The organism is Anaerobacillus alkalidiazotrophicus (assembly GCF_001866055.1).
This window is the reverse complement of the sequence record NZ_MLQS01000001.1, coordinates 1,493,663-1,520,622: the sequence shown is the minus strand read 5'-3', so window position 1 is coordinate 1,520,622 and position 26,960 is coordinate 1,493,663. Positions and strand designations below refer to the sequence as shown.

The window sequence follows — 26,960 nt, the reverse complement described above, 5'->3', positions numbered from 1 at the left end:
GCGACGAGTAACCGCAGGAGCAAAGTAGCATGGAGCATCTTCAAGAAGTAATCCAAGAAGGCATGGAAGTCAGAAACTTGACTGAAGCGACCGAGCTCGTAGGCTGCTTGCGCTAGACAGTTTCCGAGTTAGAAATTTATAAATTCTGATACTGAAAAAAAAGAGGCCAAAACATATTGGCACTCTCTCAATTACTAATCTTATTGTCTTAAAAGCCGATTCTGGAAATTAAGCCTTTGCTCGGCATTTCCTTTAACAATAATGTCAACACCACTATCAATATTTCTTTCTACACTTTCTCCCATAGCAAGCCTACTTGCTGTTTCAACACTTAAATAACCCATATCAAAAGGGTTTTGCGCTACAGTCCCAGTTAAAAAACCATCTTCTATTAATTCAATCATTTCGTTAATTCCATCTGCCCCTATAATCGGTATATTTATGCCTAGTTCTTTAATAACTTCATATGCGGCTAATGCCAAACCATCGTTAGTAGCAATGATACCTTTTATTTCAGGGTTCTCATTAATTAATTTTACAACTGCATTTTGTACTTGCCACAGTTTATAACTTACATCAATCGTTTCTGCAACAACGTTAATCGCCGCTAATTCTAAAGAAGTTTTTGCACCATTTATTCGTTTAGACGCAACCGGACTAAGATTATCTATTCCAATTATAGCTACTTCATTACCTGGTTGTAATTGCGATGCTAATAACGCTCCTGCCATTTTCCCTAAAGTAATGTTATCTGTTCCAACGTATGTTATTTTATTTTCCCATGGATCGTCTGTATCTAATAAAATAACAGGTATGCCTTGTTTCACAAAAACTTCTAAATGGGGAATGATATGATCTGGGGCAATCGGTGAAATAATTAATATATCAGGTTTTTCTTCTAGTACTTCTTGTAACAAATCAATCTGCCCTTCTAACGTTCCACTAGCTGGTGCGATTACTTTACCATCTATACCAAAATCGTGAAAACCGCTTTCCGCACCCGCCTCAATAAGTTCCCAATAAGATGAATTTAATTCTTTTAATATAAGAATCGCTTTTGGCTTTCCATCTATTAAATTTATCAAAACGAAGCCCATTAAGGTTATAATTAACACTCCTATAAATATAAATCTTTTTTTCACCGTTCAAGCCTCCGCGAATCATTATATCTGTACATTAAATTAGTAGTTATAACTGTTAGTTAACGATTTTACTCAAATAGCAAGGTTAACTACATGTCGAATTCATTGTAAATACCCTTCCAATTTAACTACATATTATTAAAACTAGCAACAAAAACATTTATAATTCAACAAAATAAACATAATATTCCCATATTTTGTAGTAGACTACTACATAGTGAAGACAAACCAAAAGGGTGATGACGACATTACTATCAGTGGAGTTTCCTTAACCCTCCACCTAACTTTTCAATTTCCTTAAGTTTAAAGATGAAGATCTCACTTCCGCTTCCCTTAAGAGTGGGATAAATTACGTTTAGCTAACCTTACTATTCATTCGAAAGCTAAATAAAACTTCCCCTCCCTCCTTTTACTCCATTGTCGAATCACAAAAGGACTCTTACTAAGAGTCCTTTATTAATTATTTACGATAGTTATTTGTGTTTGGCTAGACTATTTTGATGCAGGACTTATAGAAGCTTCTGGTGATGTTACCTTGTCATAGAAATTTACGAATTGATCACGTTCGTCACTTGCACGGTACGCCATTGCGACACGCGGATGTTCATTTAGTGTCCCTGAGATCATGTAAGGAATGATATAACCCCACTCCCACTTTTGGCGCATCTCTAACATGTGCTTTTCAATAACACCAAGTACTGGTTTAAGCTCATAGCTAGATTTTTTTATATGGCTAACGAGAAGCTCTGTATTACAGTTACCTGCTGCACGTCCCATTCCATAAACTGAAGCATCTACGAACGAAACTCCATTACGTAATGCAGTTAATGTGTTAGCGAATGCTAACTGCATATTATTATGTGTATGAATTCCGAGCTGTTTATTAGGTAGCATTGATTTGAACTTTTTCACTTGGTGTTCAATATCTGCCGGATCTAAACTTCCAAAAGAATCAACGATATAAACAACATCTACTGGGCTTTCTTTTACCAATTCAAACGCTTCAATAATTTGGTGTTCAGGTACACTTGATAAAGCCATAATGTTAAGTGATGTTTCATAGCCCATATCATGGAACATTTGTACAAGCTCTAAACCTTTATCTACTTCACGGATGTAACACGCTACTCGGATCATATCTATAACACTTTGTTCACGAGGCAAAACATCATTTGGATCTACACGCCCAATATCTACAAGAGCGGACAACTTCGTGAACTTTTTCTCAGGGATAATTTCTTTTAGAAAGTTATCGTCAAGGAATCTCCATGGATTAGGCTCAGTCGCATTAAGTAATTTAGCCGAATTTTTGTAGCCAATCTCCATATATTCGACGCCTGCAGCGCTAAGGCCATTATATAAATCTTGAACAAATTCTACGCTAAAATCCCAATTATTAATTAAACCCCCATCACGAATAGTACAATCTAAAATCTTGCAATTTTTCATGGTAAGACACCCTCCAACAATTCATTTATTAGTTTATATCAAATCACAAAAACTTTAACACTTTTATGCTTTTATGTATTAAAATACGTTATAATGTTTGTACCATGATTTATGGGTACCTGTCAATCTATTTTCCGAAAATTCCACTAATTAATTGTAAAATTATGTTTGCTAAACAATTAATTTCAAAGGAGGTCATCAGCACCTTTTAATGTACCTTACACCAAGAATATCACCTAGTCAACACCATGGCACCTTTCACGCGAAAAGTAGTTTAACCTGTTGAAATTATGCTTCAAAAATACAGGAGACATTAATAAACAAACTTATATTTTGTACCACTATTTTTTGAAGATTATTGACTCAAATGTAACTATTAATTGAATATACTAAAAAGAGTAAACAGATATAGTGATATCTTATCCCTACATACACTGTTTACCCTTTTTATCTAAAAATACTATTTTAAAAACCTGAGTTTTTCTCAATTTACCTTGTTAAGCCTTTTGCTATGGCAATATACCCTTTGAGCGCCCACTCTATCTAACTGAGTGATCTCTATATACTCAATACTTCCTGAAAGACAAAGACAAATTCAATTCAATTATCTCGCGGATAACACCTTTAAGAGGTGATATAAATTTTTCATCTCCCCTTTTTGGCAACTCCTAGGCCTGCTATCATTCGAAGTGCAGCAGATTTCCCGCAACCAGACGGACCTAAAAAACTAAATCACCTTCCTTTATTGTTAGAATCTTCAAGGGCAACTGTACCATCGTTATAGTCAACATGTGTCCCGTCATCTTATCTAGCTTCCTCGATACGTACTGTACCCACCTGGAGCAATGAGTAATGGAACATGGTAATGCTCCTTTGCCGAAACTCCAAAACGGATAGGAACTGTCTCTAAAAACAACAGCTCTCCTTTATGTTCTTTACTATTTTTAAAATGGTTACCTACATGAAATACCAACTCATACGTTCCCATTTCCATATTTTCAGTTTCAAGTAACGGCTTATCAACTCTTCCATTTTCATTCGTTGTAAATGTACCAATTAATGTTCGGTTATTAGTAGAATGTAATCGCCATAGCTCTATTAAAATATTAGCTGCTGGCTTGCCGCAACTTACATCAAGAACATGTGTAGTTAAGCTCATTTTAGTCCCCTTTTCCAACCATTTTTAGTAGTTTACCCCACTCTTAAGAGACAGTAAGACCCCCACTGATTGAAGATCAGCTTTATATCCTATGTTGAAATCAAGTCGTCCAAACGAAATTTGACAATTTTATAAACTTGTATAAGTGCCGTTTCGATTTCTTCCTCATAGGAAAAGTTTATCCTATCCTTCATACATGCCTTAATCGTTTCTTTGTTTTGTCCTTTAACGGCCATTATGAAAGGAAAGCCAAATTTTTCAACATACTTTTTATTTAGCAAAGAAAACTCTATATACTCTTCTTCTGATAATTCACTTAGCCCAGCATTTATTTGTTCTTTCTCTGAATCTTTGGATAATTGTATTCTTGTTCCTAGATCTGGATGCGCGTTTAGAAGTGCCAATTGTTTTTCATAACTGGCTTCAGTAACTCCCACTACCATTTTTCCAAACATATCTTCTAAATGAACGAAAGGACGTAAATTAATCACATTTTCTGCAACCCATGGAGAATGTTCAAAGACTGGACCTATTATCCGCATGAATTCAACCTGACTCATATTATTTACTTCTTGAATCGAAAACATATCGTTTCTCCTTTCGTGTTAAAAAATCTTAACTCAATTTGATTTTATTAAGGCTAATGAGTTTTAATTTTCTCCCTTACTTTTATTTTCTACTATTTAAATCATTTCTTCGTAAAATCGGATAGAAAATATAACACACAAGTTATGTAAAATGTGAAAATTGTGTACATTTAAAACACCTATAAAGATTCGAAGTAAAAAATCTTGGTGAAAATTTCGATTAAGAGACACTAAGTTTGTCATTTTCTGTAAGGGTATTAGGAAGGTAAAAATTTTATTTCCACTAAATATTTTCTTAATTTTATTATTTAATCAAACTGATTTGAACTTAAGTCATAGACCCCCACCTCTAAGCGTAGATGGGAACTTCCATCCAGGTGGAGTTGAGACTCCATCTGAATTTCCGATGTTCTAGTGAAGATAGAACGAGTTCTCTTATTCTCGCTATATCAAGTTACACTGAACCGTTCGAAACTTGATATAGCTAGGTATATACGGCTCGTTTTTAGTCATTACGTAATTCACTTCATTGAAAATGAATTTTATCCAACATTACGATACGGACAAAGTTGAAAGGGATGAATGAAATGAACATAGAAACCTTAAATCAGCAAGTAAAAAGAGATCTCTCCTATCTTGCCTTCGGAAGTAAAGACTGGCTTCATCCATTCACACACGCTGAAGGGCATGTTTATGATGTCGTGATTATTGGTGGGGGGCAAAGTGGGTTAGCTACAGCCTTTGGACTTTTACGCGAGAGAATTTCAAACATCATCGTTGTCGATGAGAACCCTGAAGGATTTGAAGGTCCTTGGGAGACTTATGCACGGATGGAAACATTACGTACACCAAAACATTTGACTTCCATTGATTTTGGAATTCCTTCATTAACATTTCGGTCATGGTGGGAAGCGCAATTTGGATCAAAAGGTTGGGATTCAATCGATAAAATCTCACGTGGCGACTGGATGAACTATTTGCGTTGGTACAGAAAAGTACTAAACTTACCGGTAATGAATGAGGTGAAAGTAGAACTACTCGAACCAACAGCAGAGGATATTCACCGCCTTCATATTTCAGGAGACAAAGCCCCAACAAGCACCATACTTACCCGTAAAGTAATCATGGCTACTGGTATACAAGGTGGTGGTGAATGGCATGTGCCAGCTTTTATTTCTAAAAAGTTACCACGTTTTCTCTATGCTCACACTTCAGAAGATATTGATTTTGTAGCACTCAAGAACAAGAAGGTTGCCATTTTAGGTGGGGGAGCGTCTGCCTTTGACAATGCAAATTTCGCACTAACTAAAGGCGTTTCTGAGGCTCACATATTTGTCCGCCGTAAAGAATTACCACGGGTCAATCCAATACGCCAGCTCGAAAGTTCTGGTATTATCGAACGCTATCACACTCTTACGGATGCAGAAAAATATGCTACGATCGCTCATTTCTTCCATTACAACCAACCGCCAACAAATGATACTTTTCAGCGCTCCTCTTCTTGGCCGGGCTTCCATTTACACTTAGGTGCTCCATGGCTGAATGTTGAAGCTACAAATGAAGGTGCATTGGTAACTACTCCACAAGGACATTTCACCTTCGATTTCTTAATCATCAGTACCGGTCTATTGACTGACCCAGCATTACGACCAGAGTTAAGCCTTATTGAAAAACATATCACTAGGTGGCGCGATCGCTATATGGCACCAAAAGAAATAGCCAACCCTTTAGTTGACGCTCACCCTTACCTTAGTCCTGGCTTTGCCTTTACAAGTCGTGATAATGCCGGTGAAAAATTATTACATGGTATTTTTAATTTTAATTATTCTGCATTAGTTAGTTGTGGGATTTCAGCATCTGCACTTTCCGGTTTAAAGTATGGTTTACCTCGACTCATATCAGCGGTAGCCGATCAGCTTTTCTTAGACGATCGAAACGAAATATTAAGAAACTACTTTGATTATAAGGAACCAGAGTTTATAGGCGAATGGCCAAAATCAAAACTTAAACTTTAGCTTACGCAGATTTTCAATCTCTCACTTGGGTTCAATAGTTAATCTGGATTTAATTTTTAGAGGAAAAGCCCCTCTTATGAATGGAATAGTTTTTATAGATGAGGACGCAAGTGAATGAATTAATGGGTTTAAATATAAAATTACGTAATAAAAAAGGAAACGCAAAGAACTAGTAATGTTCTTTGCGTTTTTTCTATCCTAATAGAGTAAGTGATGGCTTTTTATGTTATCTTTCCAACTACTTTTCTTCTTCAATGAGAACATTAAAACAGATCATATTACACACTTACATTGATTACTTTCTGTTCTTAATCCTCTACCATGACTTCTTTAGGAACAGCAAATAAATAGGTAATGATTAAGGCAGCAACAAATATGATGACGGACACCACTAGATAAGCAAATAGCTGACTCCAATCATAAATGTACATTAATGGAGAAAGAACTACAGCTAAACCATATGAATTTGCTTGAACATTTAATAAAGAGAGAATAGCTCCACCAACAGCCGAACAAGAAATCATAACATAAAGCGGTTTCATACTATACCTCATAACAACACCAAACAAGGCCGGTTCACTAACACCAAGTAATTGGGTAGCAGTTGCACTTGCTCCTGTAACTTTTACCGTACTCTTTTTTGCTTTTATTGTTATTCCCAAACAAGTACCAGCATTTGCAAATCCATACATTGCACATAACGTAATAAGCGGATTAAATCCAGTATTAGCTAGCAACGTTGTCTCAATCATGATAAATAAATGATGCATCCCCGTCATAACTGCTAATGGATAGATAAAACCAATTAACAGTCCGCCAATACCAAGAGGGAAATCAATTAATTGAGTTACAACCGTAACCAATCCCATTTCTACAAAATGTAACAAAGGTCCTAAAATAAGTAATCCAGTAATCATCATCGTTAATAAAACAAAGAATGGCGTAAAGATTAAATCTAATGCATTTGGCATAACCGCACGCAACTTCTTCTCAAGTCTTGCTCCAAGGATACCAACAATAAGAGCTGTTAATACACTTCCTTGATAGCCAACAACCGGGATAAAACCGAAAGCCATTATCGGTTCTACTCCACTATTAATATCTGCGACTGCATACGCATTAGGTAAGGCAGGAGAAACAAGCATTAAACCAAGTACAAAACCAATAATCGGCATACCGCCAAAATTTCTAAAAGCAGACCAACATATTAAGGCTGGTAAAAAAGCAAAAGCCGTGTCTGTCAAAACTGAGATAAGCGTCTGAAGATAATCAGGAATATCGTTATTACTCATGCCCATTAAGCCTAAGAACGCATCACTGAACAAAACACCTTTCAAACCAAGGAATAGACCTGTCGCAGCAATAATTGGGATAATTGGAATAAAGATATCTGCTAACGTTCGTACCGCTTTTCTAATTCCTTTTTCCTTATTAGAGGAGGAAGAATCCTTTTTCACAGGACCATCCTCTTGATCAGGTTGTCCTCCTCTTAAAGCTGTGTAAACCTTATTAACTATACCAGCACCTAAAATGACTTGATACTGGCCAGCGTTATAAAATACACCTTTAACTTCATCAATTTTTTCAATTGCCTCATCATCAATCTTTTCACGGTTCTTAACGGAGAACCGCAACCTTGTTGCACAATGAACATACGATTCAATATTATCTTCACCAATAACTTGAACAATTTCTTTTCCTATACGTTCGTATTTATTCTCACTCATGATAACTTTCTCCTTTCTTTTTAAGAATTAATGCTTGATAAGGTTTTAATAAACACTCCTTATCTAATATTGTTTCTTTTTCTTCATTGTAATTGTTTAATAAAACATCATAATTACTATGATCTAATTCAACTTTTTGACCCTCAGCTGAAAAATTGAAATAGCAAACGACTTCTTCATTATTTAACTTTCGTTTATACGCAATAATCGTTGAATGCTCTTCTAGAATTGGCTCAATCTCTCCATAAATTAAGCATTCACTCGCTTGTCTAACTTGAATAATTTTTTTATAAAAATTTAAGATAGAATTCGGATCCTGCTCTTGTTGTTCCACATTGATCGTATCGTAATTTTCATTCATCCCCAACCAAGGTTTCACTTCCGAAAAACCACCATATTCCTTAGCATTCCAATGAAATGGCGTTCTAGAATTATCACGACTTCGTAAGTTGATAAAATGAAGTGCTTCTTCTGCAGTATAACCTTCATCCATAGATCGATAGTATTGATCAATACTCGAAATATCATCAAACTCTTCTATACTTTTACGTTCAAAGTTCGTCATTCCAATTTCCTGCCCTTGGTAAATAAAAGGTGTCCCTCTAAGATAAAAAAACATTGCTCCGAGCATTGTTGCAGAGTAAAAGTTTCGATTCTCTTCTTCTTTTATATATTTACTTATTGACCGGTTCTGATCATGATTTTCTAAAAAGTTCGCTCCCCAACCCGCTTTTTGGATTTCTTTTTGACTAGTAAAGATTAATTTTTTTAAATCTAATACATTCCAGTCAACTCGCTTAAACCACTCACTTCCAGAAGCCACATCAAGATCAGCATATCTAAAATCAAAGATCATTGAAAAATACCCATTGTCCCCAATGTAATCGCCGTATTGTTCATAAGGTACTCCAGGCGCTTCACCAATCGTCACACAATTATATTTCGAGAATGTTTCATCTTTAAGTTCATGTAAGAATTTTTCAATCCCCGGTTGATTACGAGCTTTCTTTGTACATTTTACAAGTCCATCGACTCCGTCAGCTGGAAGATTTTCATAACTTTGATCTTTCTTTATAAACGTTATTGCATCTACCCGAAATCCAGCAATTCCTTTATCCAACCAGTAGTTTACCATTTTATATAACTCTTCTCGGACTTCTCTATTTTCCCAATTTAAATCAGGTTGTTTACTATCAAAAGAGTGGAAATAGTACTCATCTGTATTTTTCAGAGGTTCCCATACGCTACCACCGAAAACAGAGCGCCAATTTGTAGGTGGTTCGCCATTGTTACCAGATTTCAAAATATAATACTCTCTATATTTACTAGTCTTAGGATTTTTCAATAAATCTTGGAACCATGGGTGTTCATCTGATGTATGGTTTATCACTAGATCAAGGACAATCTTAATCCCTTTTTCTTTTGCTCGAGCGATTAATTCGTCGAGATCTTTCATATCTCCAAACTCAGGGTTTAATTGATAATAATCTGAGATATCGTACCCATTATCAGCCATTGGAGATTGATAAATAGGACAAATCCACACCATCGTAATTCCTAAAGACTGTAAATAATCAAGTTTTTCTGTAATTCCTCTTATATCTCCTATCCCATCATTGTTCGAGTCATAAAAGCTTTTCGGGTAAATTTGATAAATCACTTCTTTTTGCCACCATTTCTTTTCCATGCTATTCCCTCCATTAATTAATAAAATATATTTAAAATCATTTCATAAATAATATCTCCTGTGTTACTTTGTGGTACCCTTTATGGTATCGTTCCCATATCTGTTTAAAAAAAAGTAAAGAGATATGTTCATTCGCCAGTAAAGAGGAGAAGCGTTTTTTTCTTGAATACCATACAAAATAATTATCAACAGCAAATCTGGTATCGGTTCCACATTACGTGAAAAATATGTCGAAATCATTATAAGTTTATTATATTTTCATTTTTGTTTTCTGTCAACGCTTTCTTTATATTTTTTTATCTACACTATATAAATATAATGAAATGAAAATATCATACTAAAACATGAAAAGAAAAACTAGGCTTTCGTTAAATTATTAGAAACAAAAGCCTAGTTTTCAACATAAAGACAATCAGACTTCCTTGTCTTAACATCATGATTTATAATCAAGTCGATTGTCGAAGAATTAATTCTATCGGCAATTCATAACTTTTTATTTCCATTTCTGGATTGTCTAGTAAATCAAGCATTACTTGTATTGACTTTTCCCCCATCTGATCGACAGGTTGGCGAATCGTCGTTAATTTAGGATCTAGTATCTCTGCAATTGGTTGGTCATCGAAACCAACAACTGCTAAATCTTGAGGTATCGCTAATCCCTGCTCTTTTGCTTCAATGATTATTCCACCTGCAACTTCATCACTTCCGGTAAAAATAGCCGTTGGCCGATCATCCATTTCTAGTATTTGTTTCATAACCTGTTTGCCATCTGCAATTGTATGCTGATCTACAAAAATCCATTTCGGATTGATCTTAATTCCAGCTTCATGTATTGCTTTTTGAAAACCATGATTACGGTCTTTACCTTTACCCTCTTCATCGAACAATCCACCTGTACAATAAGCAATTCTTTGGTGACCTTTATCAATTAAATGTTTAACTCCTAAATAGGCCCCTTTCGATTGATCTAAACGAATCATAGGAGCAACCGTCTGGTTTACGTAATCATTACATAACAGAATAGGCCCGTATTCTTTATATGACTCAATTATCTCCCAATCATTTTCAATTGAAGTCATAATAACTCCATCTACTTGCTTTGTTTTTAACAAGTTTAAAAATGCTATCTCTTTTTCCTTATCTTCATAACTTTGGAAAATCAACACTTGGTAACCCTTTTTATAAGCAGCCTGTTCTATAGAATTAACCAAATGCGAAAAAAATGGATTTACAATTCTAGGTACAATTACTCCTATAGTTGTCGTTAACTGGCCTCTTAGCCTTCTTGCAGAAGGATTCGGTGTATAACCAAGTTCTTTCATTGCCTTCAATACTTGTTTTTTCTTCTCTTCGGAAACATACGGATGATTATTTATCACACGCGAAACAGTCGTTTTCGATAACCCCGATAATCTTGCAACATCTAATATAGTAGCCACTTGTCTATCACTCCAACGTTAATATAAACATGAAATCAGTTTCATTTTATTTTACTTTAGTAAGGAGACATATTGCAATGGGTGGTAGTTATTAATATGTTCCAAATATATTTATAGTACCTACATACCATTCTAACAAATGATATATTGGAGTTTACGTAGACAGTCTTAAAGTGTTAATGATGCAATAAGTGTTTTCCCATTTAACCAAAAAGCAGCTGCCCTTAAAGACAACTGCTTTTTACTACTATTTATAAAAATATAACCGATGCTACTACTCCGATAAGACCAATAACAGCTAGAATATAAACTGGTAATTTGGGCATTTCTTCATTACTTTCCATAGCTTTACCAAACATAAAGAATACGAATGGATGAATGAGAAATGTCATTGAAAATGTAAAGGTAATCAACCCAGCTGCCTCGCCTCCAAACATTCCTTCTTGGATTGCAGCAAACAACCCAAAATGCGAAATGGCAGAGGCTTTAGCCATTGCACTAAATTCGAGCGACATTGAACTAAAGCTTAGAAGTAATAACCCACCAAAGATGGCAATTAATTGCCAACCAAATCCAAACTGTAATAATGCTTTTACCTCATCACGATCATTAGCACCATTTGTACAAACCCTTAAATTCTTTAGACCTAATAGTAATAAGATGAGACCAACACCCATCAATATAAGTGAGGGGAACATAAATAATGAACCGCGTTCAGCACTGATTGCTAAAATGGAAAATACAAATATATGCATAGCGAACGGAATGTTAACAAGCATTGGAGCACGATTTGCAGCTTTCACACCTAAATCTCCCGCTGTACAGGCTCCCGTTAATCCAGTATGTGAAAGCGCGCCAGCCATACCAGGAGCTAAATTTCGCACATTTGAAGTACGCGCAAAAATCATCAGCAATGCGATCCCACCAAACATCCAAAAAATCTGTCCAAAAAAGCCATAACCAAGTACAGCATTTGCACTTTCCATCGAAAATGCTTCATTAATACGAGAACCACCAACCATAAAGTTACCTGCTAACACAACTGGTATACCCGCAAAAAGTAGTGCTTTAATTGTTGGACCAAAACTATAGCTGTAAAATATAGCCCCAATTGCCGTAGCAATTAACATTGCAAAGAAAATTTGTGGTAAAGCTACAAGGTCACGGATCGCAACTGCTAAATGATAAGTGGTAAGCGAAATCCCTATAATTATTGCAATCTCTATAACACCTTTTTTAATATACAAATGTTTATCTTTATACTTTGCTTTATTATCTATTAAAATAATAGAACCAACTAATCCAAGATAAGCTAAAATAGAGTAATATCTACTTAAGTCTTCAGAGTTTAATCCTAAAATCAATCTAGTAACAGCTTCAATACCTAATAACAAGAAAAAAGAACGTACTATAAAAACAAGCTGTGTTCGAGTTGTCCCCAATACAACCTCTTCTTCTGACGGGACAAGTAACTCCACATTATTGTCTTCTTTATTGCCAAAAATTTTCCGTATTTCTTGTCCACCAACAAAAAATGTAACGATTAACGCTATATTTGTTGTTCTAGAAATAAAATCAATAACAGGAAACTCTCTTAATCCAGGGGTAGCAACCCCACTTGTCTCTAACACGAAGCCCATCGCTAAACCAAAAATAACAATCAGTAAAATTGGAGAATAGCGTGTCCCTGCTACAAATGTTCTAGAAATAAGTACCATAGGTATCAACATGAACAACGTTAGCAAAAAGTGATTCAACATTTGTAAACTACCTATTTGTTCTTGTAATATCCCTACCTGTTCAATAATGCCTTCCATCATACACTCTCCTCTACAAACTCCCTTGTGCAAAACTTCACAAAATATATTACATAAAATTGGTAAATATGTAAATCTATTAATTAAATTTGACACGTAACTGACAAAAGATGAATGAAGGTTGTAGAAAAATCTTTCACTAGTTTCTCACGAAATAAAACGGCAAGCGGTTCACGTCAGTATGGATGGATAACTAACACTGTACAACGAGCGATAACTTCTACGGGAAATGGCAATCAAACTTTTCGGTGATTATTATTGTGAAAATATCAATTGTTACAAAAATTAATCCTATTTAACTACTATTTGTAACAATCTATTACCTGGTAGTACCTTAGGTTCATTTTACTCATTCATTTAAACGGTTTCATTTATTGTGGTAACCGTCACCAAACGTCTCTACAATAAGGAATCTAGATAGTCCTACCCCTATATTTTCTTAAACCGTTCAATGTTGACGTACTTAATCAAAAAGAATTAGATTTAATATAGAAGTTTTATACTTAAACTTTTTTGGACTCCATGAAAGAAAGGAGCAACTTCATGAAGAGCATCCAAAGTCGCTTATTTCTTATGCTTCTTACCTTTATCATCGTACCGTATTTTTTATCTGTTCTTTTCATTTATGAATATACGAAGAATGATGTAGAACGGCACAAACTTGAAATCAGTCACCTTCAAATGGAGAAATTGTCGGAAGAACTGGAGCAATACTTTAATGATATGATCAATCTTCCGTATATCTTATACCGGAATCCTGATTTATTCCGAATTTTAAATAATAGTTCTGAAGATTCGATTTATTTCAACCCAATTTCGATGGAAAAAATCATAGAAAATTTTTATCTGATGCGAAACGAAATCCGTCAAGTTCGCTTTTATATTGATAAGAATAAGGAAGCATTTATTGTTTATAATGCGATGATCAGTGCTCGTAAATCTCAACCAGATTTATTAACACAAGATTCGATGAACAAACTTTTTCACTCTAACTTTAATTATTTGATAGAGCCGCCCAAACAGATTGAGAATTATAATAATACTGCGATTGTTCCTCAGTCCGACAACACAGTGGTTATGACTATCCATCATAAAATAGAAGATGTGCTATCTAACGAATTTCTTGGAATCATTACGATTGATATCGATTTAGATGCATATGCTCGCATATGTGACCGCCTTGTTCAAGACGATGAAGAATCGGTATTACTTATTGATTCAAATGATATTGTCATGTATGCAAGTGATTCATCACTTATAGGTAGCAACATTTCTGGTGATTTATTACGGTGGATGAATATGGAAGATGATACAAAAGAAGACATCATCTTATCAAAGACATTATCAGAACCACTAAATCAATGGAAATTAGTAAAGATAACTCCTAGTCGGGTATTATTTAGTGATGTCAGGCAGACCGCTTATAGAAACATACTTGTCGGAATAGGAGTAGGATTTCTAGGATTATTAATGATTGGTATTATTTCATACAGAATTACACGTCCAATAAAACTTCTGAGCAAGAAAGTACGAACAATTGAAGGCGGAAATACGGATGTCCCCTTTGTTGACAACAGAGACGATGAAATCGGTCATCTAGAAAAACATATGAAGGAAATGATGAACCGAATCAACCTTCACATTGAACGTGAATATAAACTAGAAATTGAGAATAGGAAAAATCAATTCAGAGCGCTAAAGTCTCAGGTTAACCCTCACTTCTTGTTTAACGCATTACAATCTATAGGTGCGGTTGCCCTACGATCTAATTCACCAAAGATTTACCAATTGGTGACGTCCTTATCCAAAATGATGCGATACTCCATTCGAGCAGATCAATGGGTCTTAGTTCGAGACGAAGTGGAAAATATCCATACTTACTTATCTCTTCAAATGGAGCGTTTTGGAAACAATATAAACTATTCTATTAAACTAAACGAGACAATACTTGATATGACAATTCCAAGTATGATCCTTCAGCCGCTCGTTGAAAACTTCTTTAAACACTGTTATGAAGAAGGTTGCTATGATGCACATTTAAACATTTACGGCGAAATACAAGGAGAAATTTTATACCTCGTAGTAGAAAATGACGGCTCTAGTATGACAGTTCCAGAGCTACAAACTTTAAGAGAAAATATTTATACGGCTCCTTATGAAGGAACATTTTCACACGAGCATATTGGTCTAAAAAATATTCATGACCGTTTAATTTTAAATTATGGACAAGACGCTGGTTTAGAACTGGATACAAAGCAAGGACAAGTTTTTTTCGTTCGACTCGTTATTCCTCTAGACTCAAAGTTAACTAATGATTAAACTGTTTCATTTATAAGAAATATTATCTGAATACTATATTTATTCACCTAAATATTTTCTACTTATATCCTATTTTAAGGAGGATGAAAGCTGGATGAAGGTTCTAATTGTAGATGATGAACTCAATGTACATTATGTCATAAGGCATTTAGGACAGTGGAAGAAAAACGGTATTACCGATATCTTAGAAGCAAGAAATGGAAAAGAGGCAATAAGAATTATAGAAAAGGAAAACCCTGAGATTATCTTTACAGACGTGAAAATGCCTGGAATGAGTGGTATTGAAATAATCGAGTGGTTAAATACCATTTCTTACCCTGGAAAAGTAATAGTAATCACAGGATTTGACGACTATTCCTTTATGCGAAAAGCAATTCAGTGTAGTAGCTTCGATTACTTATTAAAACCGGTTGAAGCTGAGCCATTTAATAAAACATTGGAGGAAGCTGTTAAAGCCTGGGCAAATGAAGAGAAGGATCGTCTCTACAAAGAGACAGGTGCTTATGAAGATGTTAAAAGGTTGCATATGAATCAGGTAGTTACGAAAGCTTATATGGGGGAACTTTTCGATGCGAGCGAAATTACCTCATGTCTTCCCCCAGCAGATGAATACGATCTTACACTCATTTCATTTTACCAAATGCACCATTCCGATCCTTACATTCAGTTGCTAGCTGATGAGCTTGTTGCTCAGAAATTAGGAAATGCATTTGCGCTACAGAACGATCAAAGTCTTTGTCTAGTCATTACCAAACAACGTCAATGGTTATTGGTTGAGGAATGGATCAGTCAACAATTTGATATCCCTGTTCGTATTATAAGAGGTGACCCATTGAAATCAATGGAAGATATCCCCCAGTCCATTCAGTCTTTGCAAAAAGCATTGGAAGATCAAAATTTCAGAGCCGTACACCGTTTGAACGATTTGGATGATGCGCGTCGTATGCAGAACATTGTTTCCTATGTAGAAATGTATTACATGGAAGAATTGAGTTTAGAAAAACTCTCAAACCGGTTCTTCTTGAGTCGTGAACACATCTCAAGAAAGTTCAAAAAAGAAACAGGTATGCCCCTGTCCAAATACATCATGAAACTAAGAACTGACAAGGCAAAATATTGGTTAAGAGAAACGGACGAAAGTATTTACTCTATATCCTTAATGCTCGGCTATCAGGATGAAAAATACTTTTCTAAACTATTTAAAAAAGTGGTTGGGATGACTCCTTTTGAGTACCGAAACTGTGAGAAAAAACTACAAACCGGCAGTAAATAGTATCTACGCCTTTCTACCTAATTTTTATCATCTGAAAATTGCTGAGGTGAAGCGATGAAAAAAGAGATAATATACACTTTTTTGGTTGGCATACTAAGCCTATCTCTTTCGGCTTGTCAAGCGAAGACTGAGACAGGATCAAAAGAAACGGAAATTGAAGAGCAAAAACTCATATTGAATGTGCGAAATCCAAAAATTGAAATTTCTAAGCAGTTCGAACAAATGGCACTTGCTTACGAAAAAGAGAATCCAAACATAGAAATCCAAATTCACACGGTAGGCGGAGCTAGCGATGACCTTGCCGATCTGAAAGCACAGATTGCTGCTGGCATAGGACCTGATATTTTCACGAATACTGGCTACGAAAATGTCAAACTATGGAGTAACTATTTAGAGGACCTTTCTGACCAATCATGGGTTAAAAATGCATATGAAGATGTGTTAGAACCAATAAAGTTTAATGAGATCATTTACGGAATGCCTTTTAGCTTGGAAGGGTACGGAATCATTTATAATAAAGATTTATTCGAGAAGGCAGGTATTGATACGTTACCGAAAACGCTGACTGAATTAATAGCAGTTGCAGAAAAATTAGAAAAAGAAGGAATCACTCCTTTTGCAACAGGGTACTATGAAGAGTGGAAATTGGGTCACCATCTATTAAATATCGCTTTTGCACAACAAGAAGATCCACCTGCTTTTATAAAGGGCCTAAATGACGGGACGGAAAAAATTGATAACAATCAAAAGTTCAAAGATTTAGTCAAATTGTTGGATGTAACCATAAAATACGGAAATGCCCATCCGCTAACAACAGATTACAATATGGAAGTGAATTTATTTGCCACGGGACATGCAGCGATGATTCAACAAGGTAATTGGATTCAGCCTATGCTTGATCAACTATCGCCAATTATGAATATCGGGATATTTCCAATACCAATTAATGACGAACCTATCAATAATGCCTTGGTGGTCAACGTACCGAATTATTGGGTTGTAAACAAACAAACAACACCTAGGAAAAAGAAAGAAGCAAAAAAATTTCTAAACTGGATGGTCTCTTCAGAACAAGGCAAATCGTTTATGACGGAACAATTCAAATTTATTCCTGCGTTCAAAAATATAGAGGCTAACAATTTAGGACCACTTGCGAATGATACAATTCGGTATTACAAGGAAGGAAAAACATTGAATTCTAACTGGTTCAATTTTCCTGTCGGTGTACAAAAAGAGTTCGGAACTGTCATGCAATTGTACGTTGGAAAAGAACTTAATCGTGATCAATTATTAGAAGAGTTTCAGAAATCTTGGGAGAAAGCTTCCAAAACCCGTTAGATCACAAAGAAGATTATGGCAGATCGCTCATTATGCGTTCAGATATGCACAAAATGATTGAGCAATGGAACTATAGGGGTAGTTAATCCCCCACCTAAACTTTTCAATAATGTAAAAATGGCCAGTGAGATATATTCTCACCGGCTTATTAAATGATATTTTTAGTATGTTCCTCCCTCAACTACAGAAGGAATCCATATTTTAAACGTCGTGCCCTTTCCAATCTCGCTTTGAACAGTAATTTTCCCTTCATGCAATTCTACTAATTTTTTAACTATGGCTAAACCAAGTCCTGTTCCTTTATTTTTTTTAGATCTTCCTCGATCTACTTTATAAAATCGTTCCCAAATCAACTCTTGGTCTAAATCTGAAATACCAATCCCGGTATCTTGAACTGAAAGTAAAAGATACTCACCATCCTCTTGGGCTGAAATAGTTATTTCACCTTCTTCTGTAAATTTGACCGCATTTTTTAATAGATTATTGATGATTTGTTCAAGGCGAACCGGATCTGAATAGGCTTTAGGCAGTGGTTCTATTAAATTTAATTTTATATCAATATATTTATCTAAAGCTTCTTTTTCAAATTTAAACTTTTCCTTCTCTAGAATTGACTTTATATCAATTGGATATTTTGAAAGTGTAATTTCTTTATTTTCTAGCTTAATTAAATCCATTAGATCATCTACTAAACGATTCATATGGATCGTTTCATCGTACATCACATCGTAGTATCTTTGTCTGCCTTCTTCCTCTATGAGACCATCTTGGAGAGCTTCCAAAAATCCTTGCATTGTCGTTAACGGTGTTCTTAACTCATGTGAGATATTAGCTAAAAAATCACTGCGAAGATTATCTAGTTTTTGCCGTTCAACTTCAATGATTTCTAGTTTTTCAGCCATCTTATTGATTGTATGAGCCAAATCACCAATCTCATCTTCCGATTTTATCTGAATACGTTCATCATAATTACCCATCCCTATTCTTGAAGCAGCACGATCAATTTGCTGTAGGGGACGGGAAATCGTCCACGAAAGGTAAGAAACCATCACCGTTGAGAAAAGAATTCCAAAGAGAGTTGCCCAAAGAAACATTTCTCTTATTTTCATAATAAAACCGGATAGCCCTGTCAAAGGAGAGTGTAATATGATGCCACCATAAACGTGGTCTTGCTTCCCCCAAGGAACAACGACAGAAAGCATCGGCTCGACTAATCCCTCAAACTCTAATCTACTAACAGCATCGTCGCCTTGAAGTACACGTTCGACAATTGAAGATGCTACAGATTTACCAATAAATACTTCTTCCTGTGTTGATGTAGCAATAATTTTTCCTTCTTGATCAAATACCCAGATTCTAGCATTATAAGAATGGTCAAAAAACTCTAGTTTACTTTGCTTTTCATCATCGATAATAGCTTCTTCTTGTATATAAGCATTCACTGTCTTACCTTTTCTAAGTAATTCTTCTTGCTTAGCGCTATAAATATAATTATTAGCAAAGTAAAACATGAGAATTCCAACAATCCCAATTCCCACCACTATAGTAAACATATAGCTTAAAATTAGGCGTCGAAAAATACTTTTGTTCATCCCTAACATTAAGCTTCCACCTCAAATTTGTACCCGACGCCCCAAACTGTTTGAATACAGTCCTTTTGTAAACTCAGTAACTTTTGTCTCAACTTCTTAATATGAACATCTACCGTACGAATATCTCCAATAAAATCGTATCCCCAAACTTGTTCTAAAAGTTGTTCTCTAGTAAAAACGTTACCAGTTGATTTTGCTAAATGCACTAATAAGTCAAATTCTTTGGGACGTAGAGTTATTTTTTCACCATGAACGAGAACTTCTCTACGATCGATATGAATAGTAAGGTTATCAAACATAAGTGTTTTTATGTTAATACCATTTTCACTCCCATAGGAATGATCCTTAGGCTGCATTCGGCGAAAAATCGCTTTTATGCGAGCAATTAATTCTCTTGGACTAAAAGGCTTTGTAACATAATCATCTGCACCAAGTTCTAACCCTAGTACACGGTCAAATTCTTCTGTTTTCGCTGTTAACATGATAATCGGTATGTCATATTTTTTTCGAATTTCACGACATACCTCAAACCCGTCCATTTTAGGCATCATCACATCTAAAATAATGATATCTGGCATTTCTTTCTCAACTAATTCGAGCGCCAATAGGGCATCATCGGCTTCAACTAAACCTATCTGTTGTGTTTTAAAATAAATTCTAATAATCTCACGAACATTGGGATCATCATCAACTACTAGCACTTTATACTGTTGCATGATATCAACTCCTCTCGCCAATTTCGTTAGAAAAGCGCAAGCACCCTGGTTTTCGACGTAAAGAGCTGAACCGAACAGAAATAGGAGAGTCGAAAGACGTTAGGCTTTCTTTCTCGATTTATCGTAGACGAGGTGAAGGAAACTCTCTAGTCGATAGGCGCTGAAGCTAGACAGTTTTCCAACTTCAAAAATTATATACTTATTCTAAATAAACTTAGCTTATCCTTTTTTCAATAACAAGTTTGTTAGTTTTTCCGATACAATCCTTTTAAAAAGAAAATTCCTAAAAGAAAAATAGTAACTATTATCCCTCCTAATACTATACGGGAAACCCCTTATTTTTTCGAGGGCCAAAAAAAGGAACCCAAAAAAGGGTTCCAAAGCACTATAAGAATTTTGAATTTTAAAAATATTACTGTGCAATCTTAGCTTATGTTCTAATCCCAAAAATATTTTGCATCTATATGAATAGAAGCTGCCACTTTAGTTATAACTTCTAGGGGCGCGTTAATTATTTTTATAGAAGCAACTACTTCAGTTTCAACCTCTAGTGTTTTTGCTGTCACATTACTTTAGATTTTCTTTCTTTAAAAATGGTGTTCAAAAAAACACTTAAGCAGTTTTTGTTAACTACTACATCCTTATTTTAAAATGAAATTATTAACAAACTATGACCATAGTAAGGGAATTTGTGATATGTATCTATTAAACTTTTTTTGATATTATAGGTAATTCAGCTTCTTCACAATAAAACAAAAGACTAATTTCCCACTTTTATACATAGTGAGAAATCAGCCTTTCTCTTTTATCTATTCATATTAATTTTGTTCTTCTTCATCTAGTTCTTCATCGAAAAATTCGTCAACTTCCCCATCTATATTGACTTCTACATCAATTGGAGCTTCATCTTCAGTAAGATCTATTTCTAGTTCATTTGTTTCTGTACCTTCGTTTGGTGCTTGATCATAAGATTGGTCCTCTTCAAAACCTGGATCCCCTGAACAGCCTACTAATAAACCTATAGATAATAATATACTCGACAGAACTAACGTAACTTTCTTTTTCATATTGAAAACCCCTTTCTTTAATTGTGTCCCTTTGGACATAATTAAAATATACAGGATAAATATGACCAATTTATGATCAAAGTAAGAATTGTTTATTAACTAACTATTAAAATTCTTTAATCTATAGAAACTATTATTCCGTTCAAGCTCCCTTTAGTTTAACAAGCAATTCTTGGTTTAACTGATTTGAACATCTTTATTTACCTGTAACTTTTCTCCTCTTGTAGTTAAATAAATCGCAAAAATTATAAAGCAACCGCCTATAAAGTGATATAAATAAAATGATTCTTGCAAAAAGAAAAACGATAATAAAAATGTACTTAGTGGTAATATACTTGTTAAAATACCTACCGTTGTAGCAGGTAACATTGCCACCCCTTGATACATCAATAAAAAAGCCAAAACAGTAACGACAATTCCAAAGTAAAGGATAAGAAGCCAATCATGAACGGACCTAAAAGTATAATTAGAATTTATAGCCTCATACATAGCCAACGGTAAAAAAAGCAATACGCCCATAATAGATACACCTGTTGATATTGCTAGAGGACTTATTTTCTTAGATAAAGATTTGCCTAAAATGATAAACAATGCTTCTCCAATAACTGCGCCTAAAATAAGTAAATTTCCTAAGAGTTCTAAATGTCCAACTCTCATCTCATTCATAACTCCCGCGAAATTAAGAATTATGACCCCTAAAATAGCAGTTAGGATACCGACTATTTTATTTTTTGTAAGCTTCTCCTTGATTATAAAAAAAGCTAGGAGAGCAACCATAGCTGGTAAAGTGCTAGTAATTATTCCTGCTTCCAATGCAGTTGTAAATTTTAAGCCATACAACATAAAGACACTAAATAAAAACACTCCGGTGAGAGATTGGAAAAAGAGAATAACAATATCTTTTTTATTTAATGAAGGAATCCCCTCTTTGAAAATTAATAAGGGTACTAATATAAGAGATGCTACTAAAAATCTTAACTCAGATGCTAAAAATATTGGCATCGTTTGAATTAATATTTTTCCTGCTACAACTGAACTTCCTACAATAACCATTGCTGCAATAACTTTGAAGTAAGGTAATACTTTCTTCTTATTCATTTAACCAACTCCATTTTAAATATTTTATTTAAACTGATATTAGTGTAAAATTAGCACTGAAAAATGGTTTGTTGTAGATCCAATTTTTATATAATTTTTAAACCAATTTTTAAACTCTAGGTGATAAATATGATTTGGATTGAAATAAATAAAGAGGAACCAATATATCAACAAATATATGTAGGAATTAGAGATCAAATCTTATTGGGAGAACTTCGCGAGGGTGACCGACTTCCATCTAGTCGTGAATTAGCTGGCACATTAAATGTGTCTCGAACTGTCATTCTCGAAGCATATGACCAATTAATGGCAGAAGGATTTATCAACTCAAAACAAGGGGCTGGAACCTTTGTGGAATCAGGAGCATTACTAGAGAGTTTTCAGACTAGTGACGTGCAGCTTACGTACGATAAAACTGCTTGCTCTATCAACACCCCTAAGAATTTAATTGACTTTCGTTCAGGTGTTCCTTGTTTAGAAAAGTTCCCACGAAAAAAATGGGGTAGTATAGCGAAAGACGTTTATGAAAATATTAATCCCTCACTATTCGGTTATCATTCGCCTGAAGGAAGTGAGCAGTTACGCAACGTCCTTGCTACATACCTTTATAGAGCTAGAGGAATTAGATGTCATTCTAATCAAATTGTCATTACCTCTGGAGCTACTCAGGCGTTTACACTTTTAGCAAAACTATTAATAAACTCAAATACTGAAGTTTTAATTGAAGATCCCGTAACTAAAGAAATCCCTGAAATTTTCATTGAAAGAGGGGCTAGAATTATCCCTATTCCAGTAGATCAATTTGGAATACAAACAGATCGCCTTTCCTCTAAAAGAAGAAAAAGTATTATTTTTGTCACTCCTTCTCATCAATTCCCTTTAGGAGGAATATTACCAATACAAAGAAGAATTCAACTTATTGATTTTGCTAAGGGAACAAATAGTTATATCCTCGAAGATGATTATGATAGTGAATTTCGGTATTCTGGACAACCAGTAAGTTCATTACAAGGGTTATCTCCTGAACAGGTCATTTATATAGGTACTTTCAGTAAAATCCTGTCGCCTAGCCTGAGAATTGGTTATTTAATTTTGCCAATTTCTTTAGTTGAGAAAGTTAAAAACCTTAAAAGATATACAGACTATCATTCACCGACAATTGAGCAGGTTATTTTAGCACACTTTATACAACATGGACATTTAGAGAAACATGTGATCCAAATGAGGAAATTGTATAAAAGAAAGAGAGATTTCTTAATAGCGTGTCTAAAGAATGAATTTGGGAACCTAATTAAAATACATGGTGCTTCAACTGGGATTCACTTAGTTGGAGAATTTAATTTTAAGTTTTCAAAAAAAATACTGGATGAAATCAAGGAGAATGGGGTTAACATCTTTTCAGTAGAGAAACATGCTTTAGTTAAAGGAAATCATGATAATAAACTTATTTTCGGATATGGTAATTTAACCGAAGAGGAATTGGAAGAAGGGGTAAGACGATTGAAAAACGTTATGAAGTACACTTTTTTGGGCAGATAAATATATAGCACTGCTCCTTTAAGTAACTTACACAATATAATAATAGGCGTTTCTGCTTGTTACAGAAACACACTCCGTTACTTGAATAAGCTAAAAAGGCGGTCACTTTCTGACCGCCTTTTACCTATACATTAACTTTATAATTCAGTGCTAACTCATCCCTAAAATGTCCTCTTAAATATTATCTAAAAATGCTCAACTTTGAGTAATTTTAGGTGAGTTAAGGGAAGCGGTTGTCTAATATTCCTTCTCATTAGTCATTAGTTATAATGAGGATTGTATCGCAACTCAAAATTCCAGGTTTTTATGTATGGTTTGTTACTTAATTATATGATTCTTACAGCCTTTTATTGTAAATGTAAATAATAGTTTATTATAATGATAATAGACATATATATCTTAGAGACATAATTGTTTACTACTTAATTTTCATAAAAGAGGGGGAGAAAATATGGACGGGAAAGATCATGCTAACGTTGGAAAGTGTCCGTTTAATCACGGCAGTGCTACTAGTAACAATTCTAGCGGCACGACAAATCGAGACTGGTGGCCAAACCAATTAAACTTGAATATTCTACATCAACATGACAGAAAGTCTAGTCCTATGGGAGAAGAATTTGACTATGCAGAAGAGTTTAAAAAGTTAGACTACGATGCTCTTAAAAAGGATCTTCACAACCTAATGACAGACAGTCAAGATTGGTGGCCTGCGGACTATGGACATTATGGTCCACTCTTTATCCGAATGGCTTGGCACTCTGCAGGTACATATCGCACAGGTGACGGACGTGGTGGTGGTGGAACTGGTGCACAGCGTTTTGCTCCACTTAACAGTTGGCCTGACAACGGCAACCTTGATAAAGCACGCAGACTTCTTTGGCCGATTAAGCAAAAGTATGGCAACAAGATCTCTTGGGCAGACTTGCTCGTTCTAGCAGGTAATGTTGCTATTGAATCAATGGGTGGCAAAACATTTGGTTTTGGTGGAGGACGTGAAGACATTTGGCATCCAGAAGAAGACATCTACTGGGGTAATGAAAAGGAATGGCTAGGTGATAACCGTTACAAAGGTGACCGTGAGCTTGAGAATCCACTTGCTGCCGTTCAGATGGGTCTTATCTATGTCAACCCAGAAGGGCCAAACGGTAATCCAGATCCCCTTGCAAGTGCCCGCGACATACGAGAAACCTTTGCACGTATGGGAATGAACGATGAAGAAACAGTTGCACTAATAGCTGGCGGTCATACTTTTGGTAAGGCACACGGTGCAGGAGATGCAGCTCATGTTGGTCCAGACCCAGAAGCTGCTCCTATTGAAACACAAGGATTAGGTTGGTTAAGCACACACGGCAAGGGCATTGGACGTGACACCATCACTAGCGGTATTGAAGGTGCTTGGACTGCTAATCCAACACAGTGGGATAATGGTTACTTTGATCTATTGTTTGGATATCAATGGTGGCTTACAAAGAGTCCTGCAGGTGCCTATCAATGGCTTGTTGTAAATCCTGATAAGAAGGACCTTGCACCCGATGTAGAAGATCCATCTGTTCGTGTTCCGACGATGATGACCACCGCGGATATGGCATTACGTTATGATCCAGAATACGAGAAGATCTCTCGTCGTTTCCATCAAAATCCAGAAGAGTTTGCCGACGCTTTTGCTCGTGCATGGTTTAAATTATTGCACCGTGACATGGGGCCTCGTGCAAGATATTTAGGTCCAGAAGTTCCAAAGGAAGAACTTATCTGGCAAGACCCTATACCTTCAGTTGATTATGAATTAACAGATGTAGAAATAGCAGGGCTTAAAGAAAAGATCCTAGACTCAGGACTTACAGTTAGCGAGTTAGTTACAACTGCTTGGGCTTCAGCTAGTACCTTCCGTGGCTCCGACATGCGTGGCGGCGCTAATGGTGCCCGCATCCGTCTTGCTCCACAGAAAGATTGGGAAGTGAATCAGCCACAGCAACTTACAAAAGTGCTAACTGTACTAGAAGACATTCAAAATCAACTAGAAAAGAAAGTCAGCATTGCTGATTTGATTGTTCTAGGCGGTAGTGCCGCAGTTGAAAAAGCTGCACGAAATGGAGGCTTTGATGTAACGGTTCCGTTTGCTCCTGGACGTGGTGATGCCTCGCAAGAGCAAACGGAGGTAGAAAGCTTCGAAGTGCTAGAGCCGATCGCTGATGGTTTCCGCAACTATCAGAAGAAGCAGTATAGTGTAAGTGCAGAAGAGCTCCTTGTAGACAAGGCACAACTCTTAAACCTTACTGCACCAGAAATGACTGCACTTATTGGCGGTATGCGTGTTCTAGGTACAAACTACGGTGGCACTGAGCACGGTGTATTCACTGATCGTGTAGGCACACTCACTAACGATTTCTTTGTTAACTTACTTGACATGGGAGTAGAGTGGAAGCCTGTAGAAGGAGCGTATGTTGGACGTAATCGTAATACAGGGGAAGTAGTGCGTACAGCAACAAGAGTTGACCTCGTATTCGGTTCCAACTCCATTCTACGTGCTCTTGCAGAGGTTTATGCGCAAGACGATAATAAAGAGAAGTTTGTGCGTGACTTTATAAATGCTTGGGTCAAGGTAATGAATGCAGATCGCTTCGACCTTAAACCGTCTGACCTTAAGAAAGCTCAATTAACAAGTAAGTAAGCGTATTAGAAAAACCGCCGTTCATTTATAACGGCGGTTTTTCTTGTAGTTGAACAAATTTCTCTAAGACTCTTCATAAAGCTGAACTTCAATCAGTGGGGGTTTTCCTTCATCCCCCACTGATTGGTAGTTTAACTTATACCACGGGCATAAGAATAACTAATCATCAGCTTTCGCAGATGAAAGTTATTCTATATCGGACCTTTAGGGGCAGTTAATCCCCCACCTAAACTTTTTGATTTTCTTAAGTTTTGAGGTCCCAAAATAATTACCCCCTCTAACCGAAGTCTGAGGGAACGTAATTAGTCATTTACCTTTGTTTTAGTCC

At 35.6% G+C, this 26,960-nt stretch carries 18 protein-coding genes; 6 read left to right on the top strand and 12 right to left on the bottom strand.

Going from position 1 to position 26,960, the window contains the following annotated elements:
• Window positions 1-200: 200 nt before the first annotated feature.
• The 4 genes from BKP45_RS07240 to uraD form a co-directional block, all read right to left on the bottom strand.
• On the bottom strand, window positions 201-1,142 hold the full coding sequence (locus BKP45_RS07240; protein ID WP_071388979.1) for a sugar ABC transporter substrate-binding protein: 942 nt from the start codon (window positions 1,140-1,142) through the stop codon (window positions 201-203).
• Window positions 1,143-1,634: 492 nt separating this feature from the next.
• Window positions 1,635-2,591 carry an aldolase catalytic domain-containing protein gene (locus BKP45_RS07235; protein ID WP_071388978.1) on the bottom strand — a complete coding sequence of 319 codons (957 nt, stop codon included), beginning with the start codon at window positions 2,589-2,591 and terminating at the stop codon, window positions 1,635-1,637.
• Between the two features lie 808 nt (window positions 2,592-3,399).
• Window positions 3,400-3,750, bottom strand: a complete 351-nt coding sequence (gene uraH / locus BKP45_RS07230; protein ID WP_071388977.1) for a hydroxyisourate hydrolase — start codon at window positions 3,748-3,750, stop codon at window positions 3,400-3,402.
• An 89-nt stretch (window positions 3,751-3,839) separates the two neighbouring features.
• Window positions 3,840-4,337, bottom strand: a complete 498-nt coding sequence (uraD, locus tag BKP45_RS07225) for a 2-oxo-4-hydroxy-4-carboxy-5-ureidoimidazoline decarboxylase (RefSeq protein ID WP_071388976.1) — start codon at window positions 4,335-4,337, stop codon at window positions 3,840-3,842.
• Window positions 4,338-4,924: 587 nt separating this feature from the next.
• On the opposite strand from uraD, the gene BKP45_RS07220 reads away from it, so the two are divergent.
• Complete coding sequence (locus BKP45_RS07220; RefSeq protein ID WP_071388975.1) at window positions 4,925-6,352, top strand: NAD(P)-binding domain-containing protein; 1,428 nt, start codon at window positions 4,925-4,927, stop codon at window positions 6,350-6,352.
• 308 nt (window positions 6,353-6,660) lie between these two features.
• Here the strand turns inward: BKP45_RS07220 and BKP45_RS07215 are convergent, their stop codons facing one another.
• The 4 genes from BKP45_RS07215 to BKP45_RS07200 all read right to left on the bottom strand — a co-directional run bounded on the left by BKP45_RS07215 (window position 6,661) and on the right by BKP45_RS07200 (window position 13,022).
• Window positions 6,661-8,079 carry a PTS transporter subunit EIIC gene (locus BKP45_RS07215; RefSeq protein WP_071388974.1) on the bottom strand — a complete coding sequence of 473 codons (1,419 nt, stop codon included), beginning with the start codon at window positions 8,077-8,079 and terminating at the stop codon, window positions 6,661-6,663.
• Window positions 8,072-9,766 (bottom strand): glycoside hydrolase family 13 protein, encoded by a 1,695-nt coding sequence (locus tag BKP45_RS07210; protein WP_071388973.1) that lies wholly within the window; start codon window positions 9,764-9,766, stop codon window positions 8,072-8,074. The genes BKP45_RS07215 and BKP45_RS07210 overlap by 8 nt, the downstream gene beginning before the upstream one ends.
• A 446-nt stretch (window positions 9,767-10,212) precedes the next feature.
• Window positions 10,213-11,205, bottom strand: a complete 993-nt coding sequence (locus BKP45_RS07205; RefSeq protein ID WP_071388972.1) for a LacI family DNA-binding transcriptional regulator — start codon at window positions 11,203-11,205, stop codon at window positions 10,213-10,215.
• A gap of 251 nt (window positions 11,206-11,456) precedes the next feature.
• Entirely contained in the window at window positions 11,457-13,022 is a 1,566-nt protein-coding gene (locus BKP45_RS07200; protein WP_071388971.1) for a hypothetical protein, read from the bottom strand.
• A gap of 543 nt (window positions 13,023-13,565) precedes the next feature.
• On the opposite strand from BKP45_RS07200, the gene BKP45_RS07195 reads away from it, so the two are divergent.
• The 3 genes from BKP45_RS07195 (at window position 13,566) to BKP45_RS07185 (ending at window position 17,952) form a co-directional block, all read left to right on the top strand.
• Window positions 13,566-15,341: a sensor histidine kinase gene (locus tag BKP45_RS07195; protein WP_071388970.1), complete on the top strand. Its 1,776-nt coding sequence runs from the start codon at window positions 13,566-13,568 to the stop codon at window positions 15,339-15,341.
• Window positions 15,342-15,435: 94 nt separating this feature from the next.
• The gene (locus BKP45_RS07190) at window positions 15,436-16,614 is read left to right on the top strand and encodes a response regulator (protein ID WP_071388969.1); all 1,179 of its coding nucleotides are present in this window, start codon (window positions 15,436-15,438) and stop codon (window positions 16,612-16,614) included.
• Window positions 16,615-16,668: 54 nt separating this feature from the next.
• Entirely contained in the window at window positions 16,669-17,952 is a 1,284-nt protein-coding gene (locus tag BKP45_RS07185; protein ID WP_071388968.1) for an ABC transporter substrate-binding protein, read from the top strand.
• A gap of 161 nt (window positions 17,953-18,113) precedes the next feature.
• Here the strand turns inward: BKP45_RS07185 and BKP45_RS07180 are convergent, their stop codons facing one another.
• From BKP45_RS07180 to BKP45_RS07165, 4 genes are all read right to left on the bottom strand, one after another.
• Window positions 18,114-19,553, bottom strand: a complete 1,440-nt coding sequence (locus BKP45_RS07180; RefSeq protein ID WP_071388967.1) for a sensor histidine kinase — start codon at window positions 19,551-19,553, stop codon at window positions 18,114-18,116.
• On the bottom strand, window positions 19,553-20,260 hold the full coding sequence (locus BKP45_RS07175; protein WP_071388966.1) for a response regulator transcription factor: 708 nt from the start codon (window positions 20,258-20,260) through the stop codon (window positions 19,553-19,555). The genes BKP45_RS07180 and BKP45_RS07175 overlap by 1 nt, the downstream gene beginning before the upstream one ends.
• Before the next feature lie 818 nt (window positions 20,261-21,078).
• Window positions 21,079-21,327: a hypothetical protein gene (locus tag BKP45_RS07170; protein WP_071388965.1), complete on the bottom strand. Its 249-nt coding sequence runs from the start codon at window positions 21,325-21,327 to the stop codon at window positions 21,079-21,081.
• A gap of 177 nt (window positions 21,328-21,504) precedes the next feature.
• A complete protein-coding gene (locus tag BKP45_RS07165) occupies window positions 21,505-22,425 on the bottom strand; it encodes a DMT family transporter (protein ID WP_071388964.1) in 921 nt (306 codons plus the stop codon).
• A 129-nt stretch (window positions 22,426-22,554) separates the two neighbouring features.
• Here BKP45_RS07165 and pdxR point away from each other — a divergent pair, with 129 nt between their 5' ends.
• Together pdxR and katG are read left to right on the top strand one after the other, a co-directional pair.
• Entirely contained in the window at window positions 22,555-23,964 is a 1,410-nt protein-coding gene (pdxR, locus tag BKP45_RS07160; RefSeq protein WP_071388963.1) for a MocR-like pyridoxine biosynthesis transcription factor PdxR, read from the top strand.
• A 451-nt stretch (window positions 23,965-24,415) separates the two neighbouring features.
• A complete protein-coding gene (gene katG, locus BKP45_RS07155) occupies window positions 24,416-26,632 on the top strand; it encodes a catalase/peroxidase HPI (protein WP_071388962.1) in 2,217 nt (738 codons plus the stop codon).
• The last annotated feature ends 328 nt before the right edge of the window (window positions 26,633-26,960 follow it).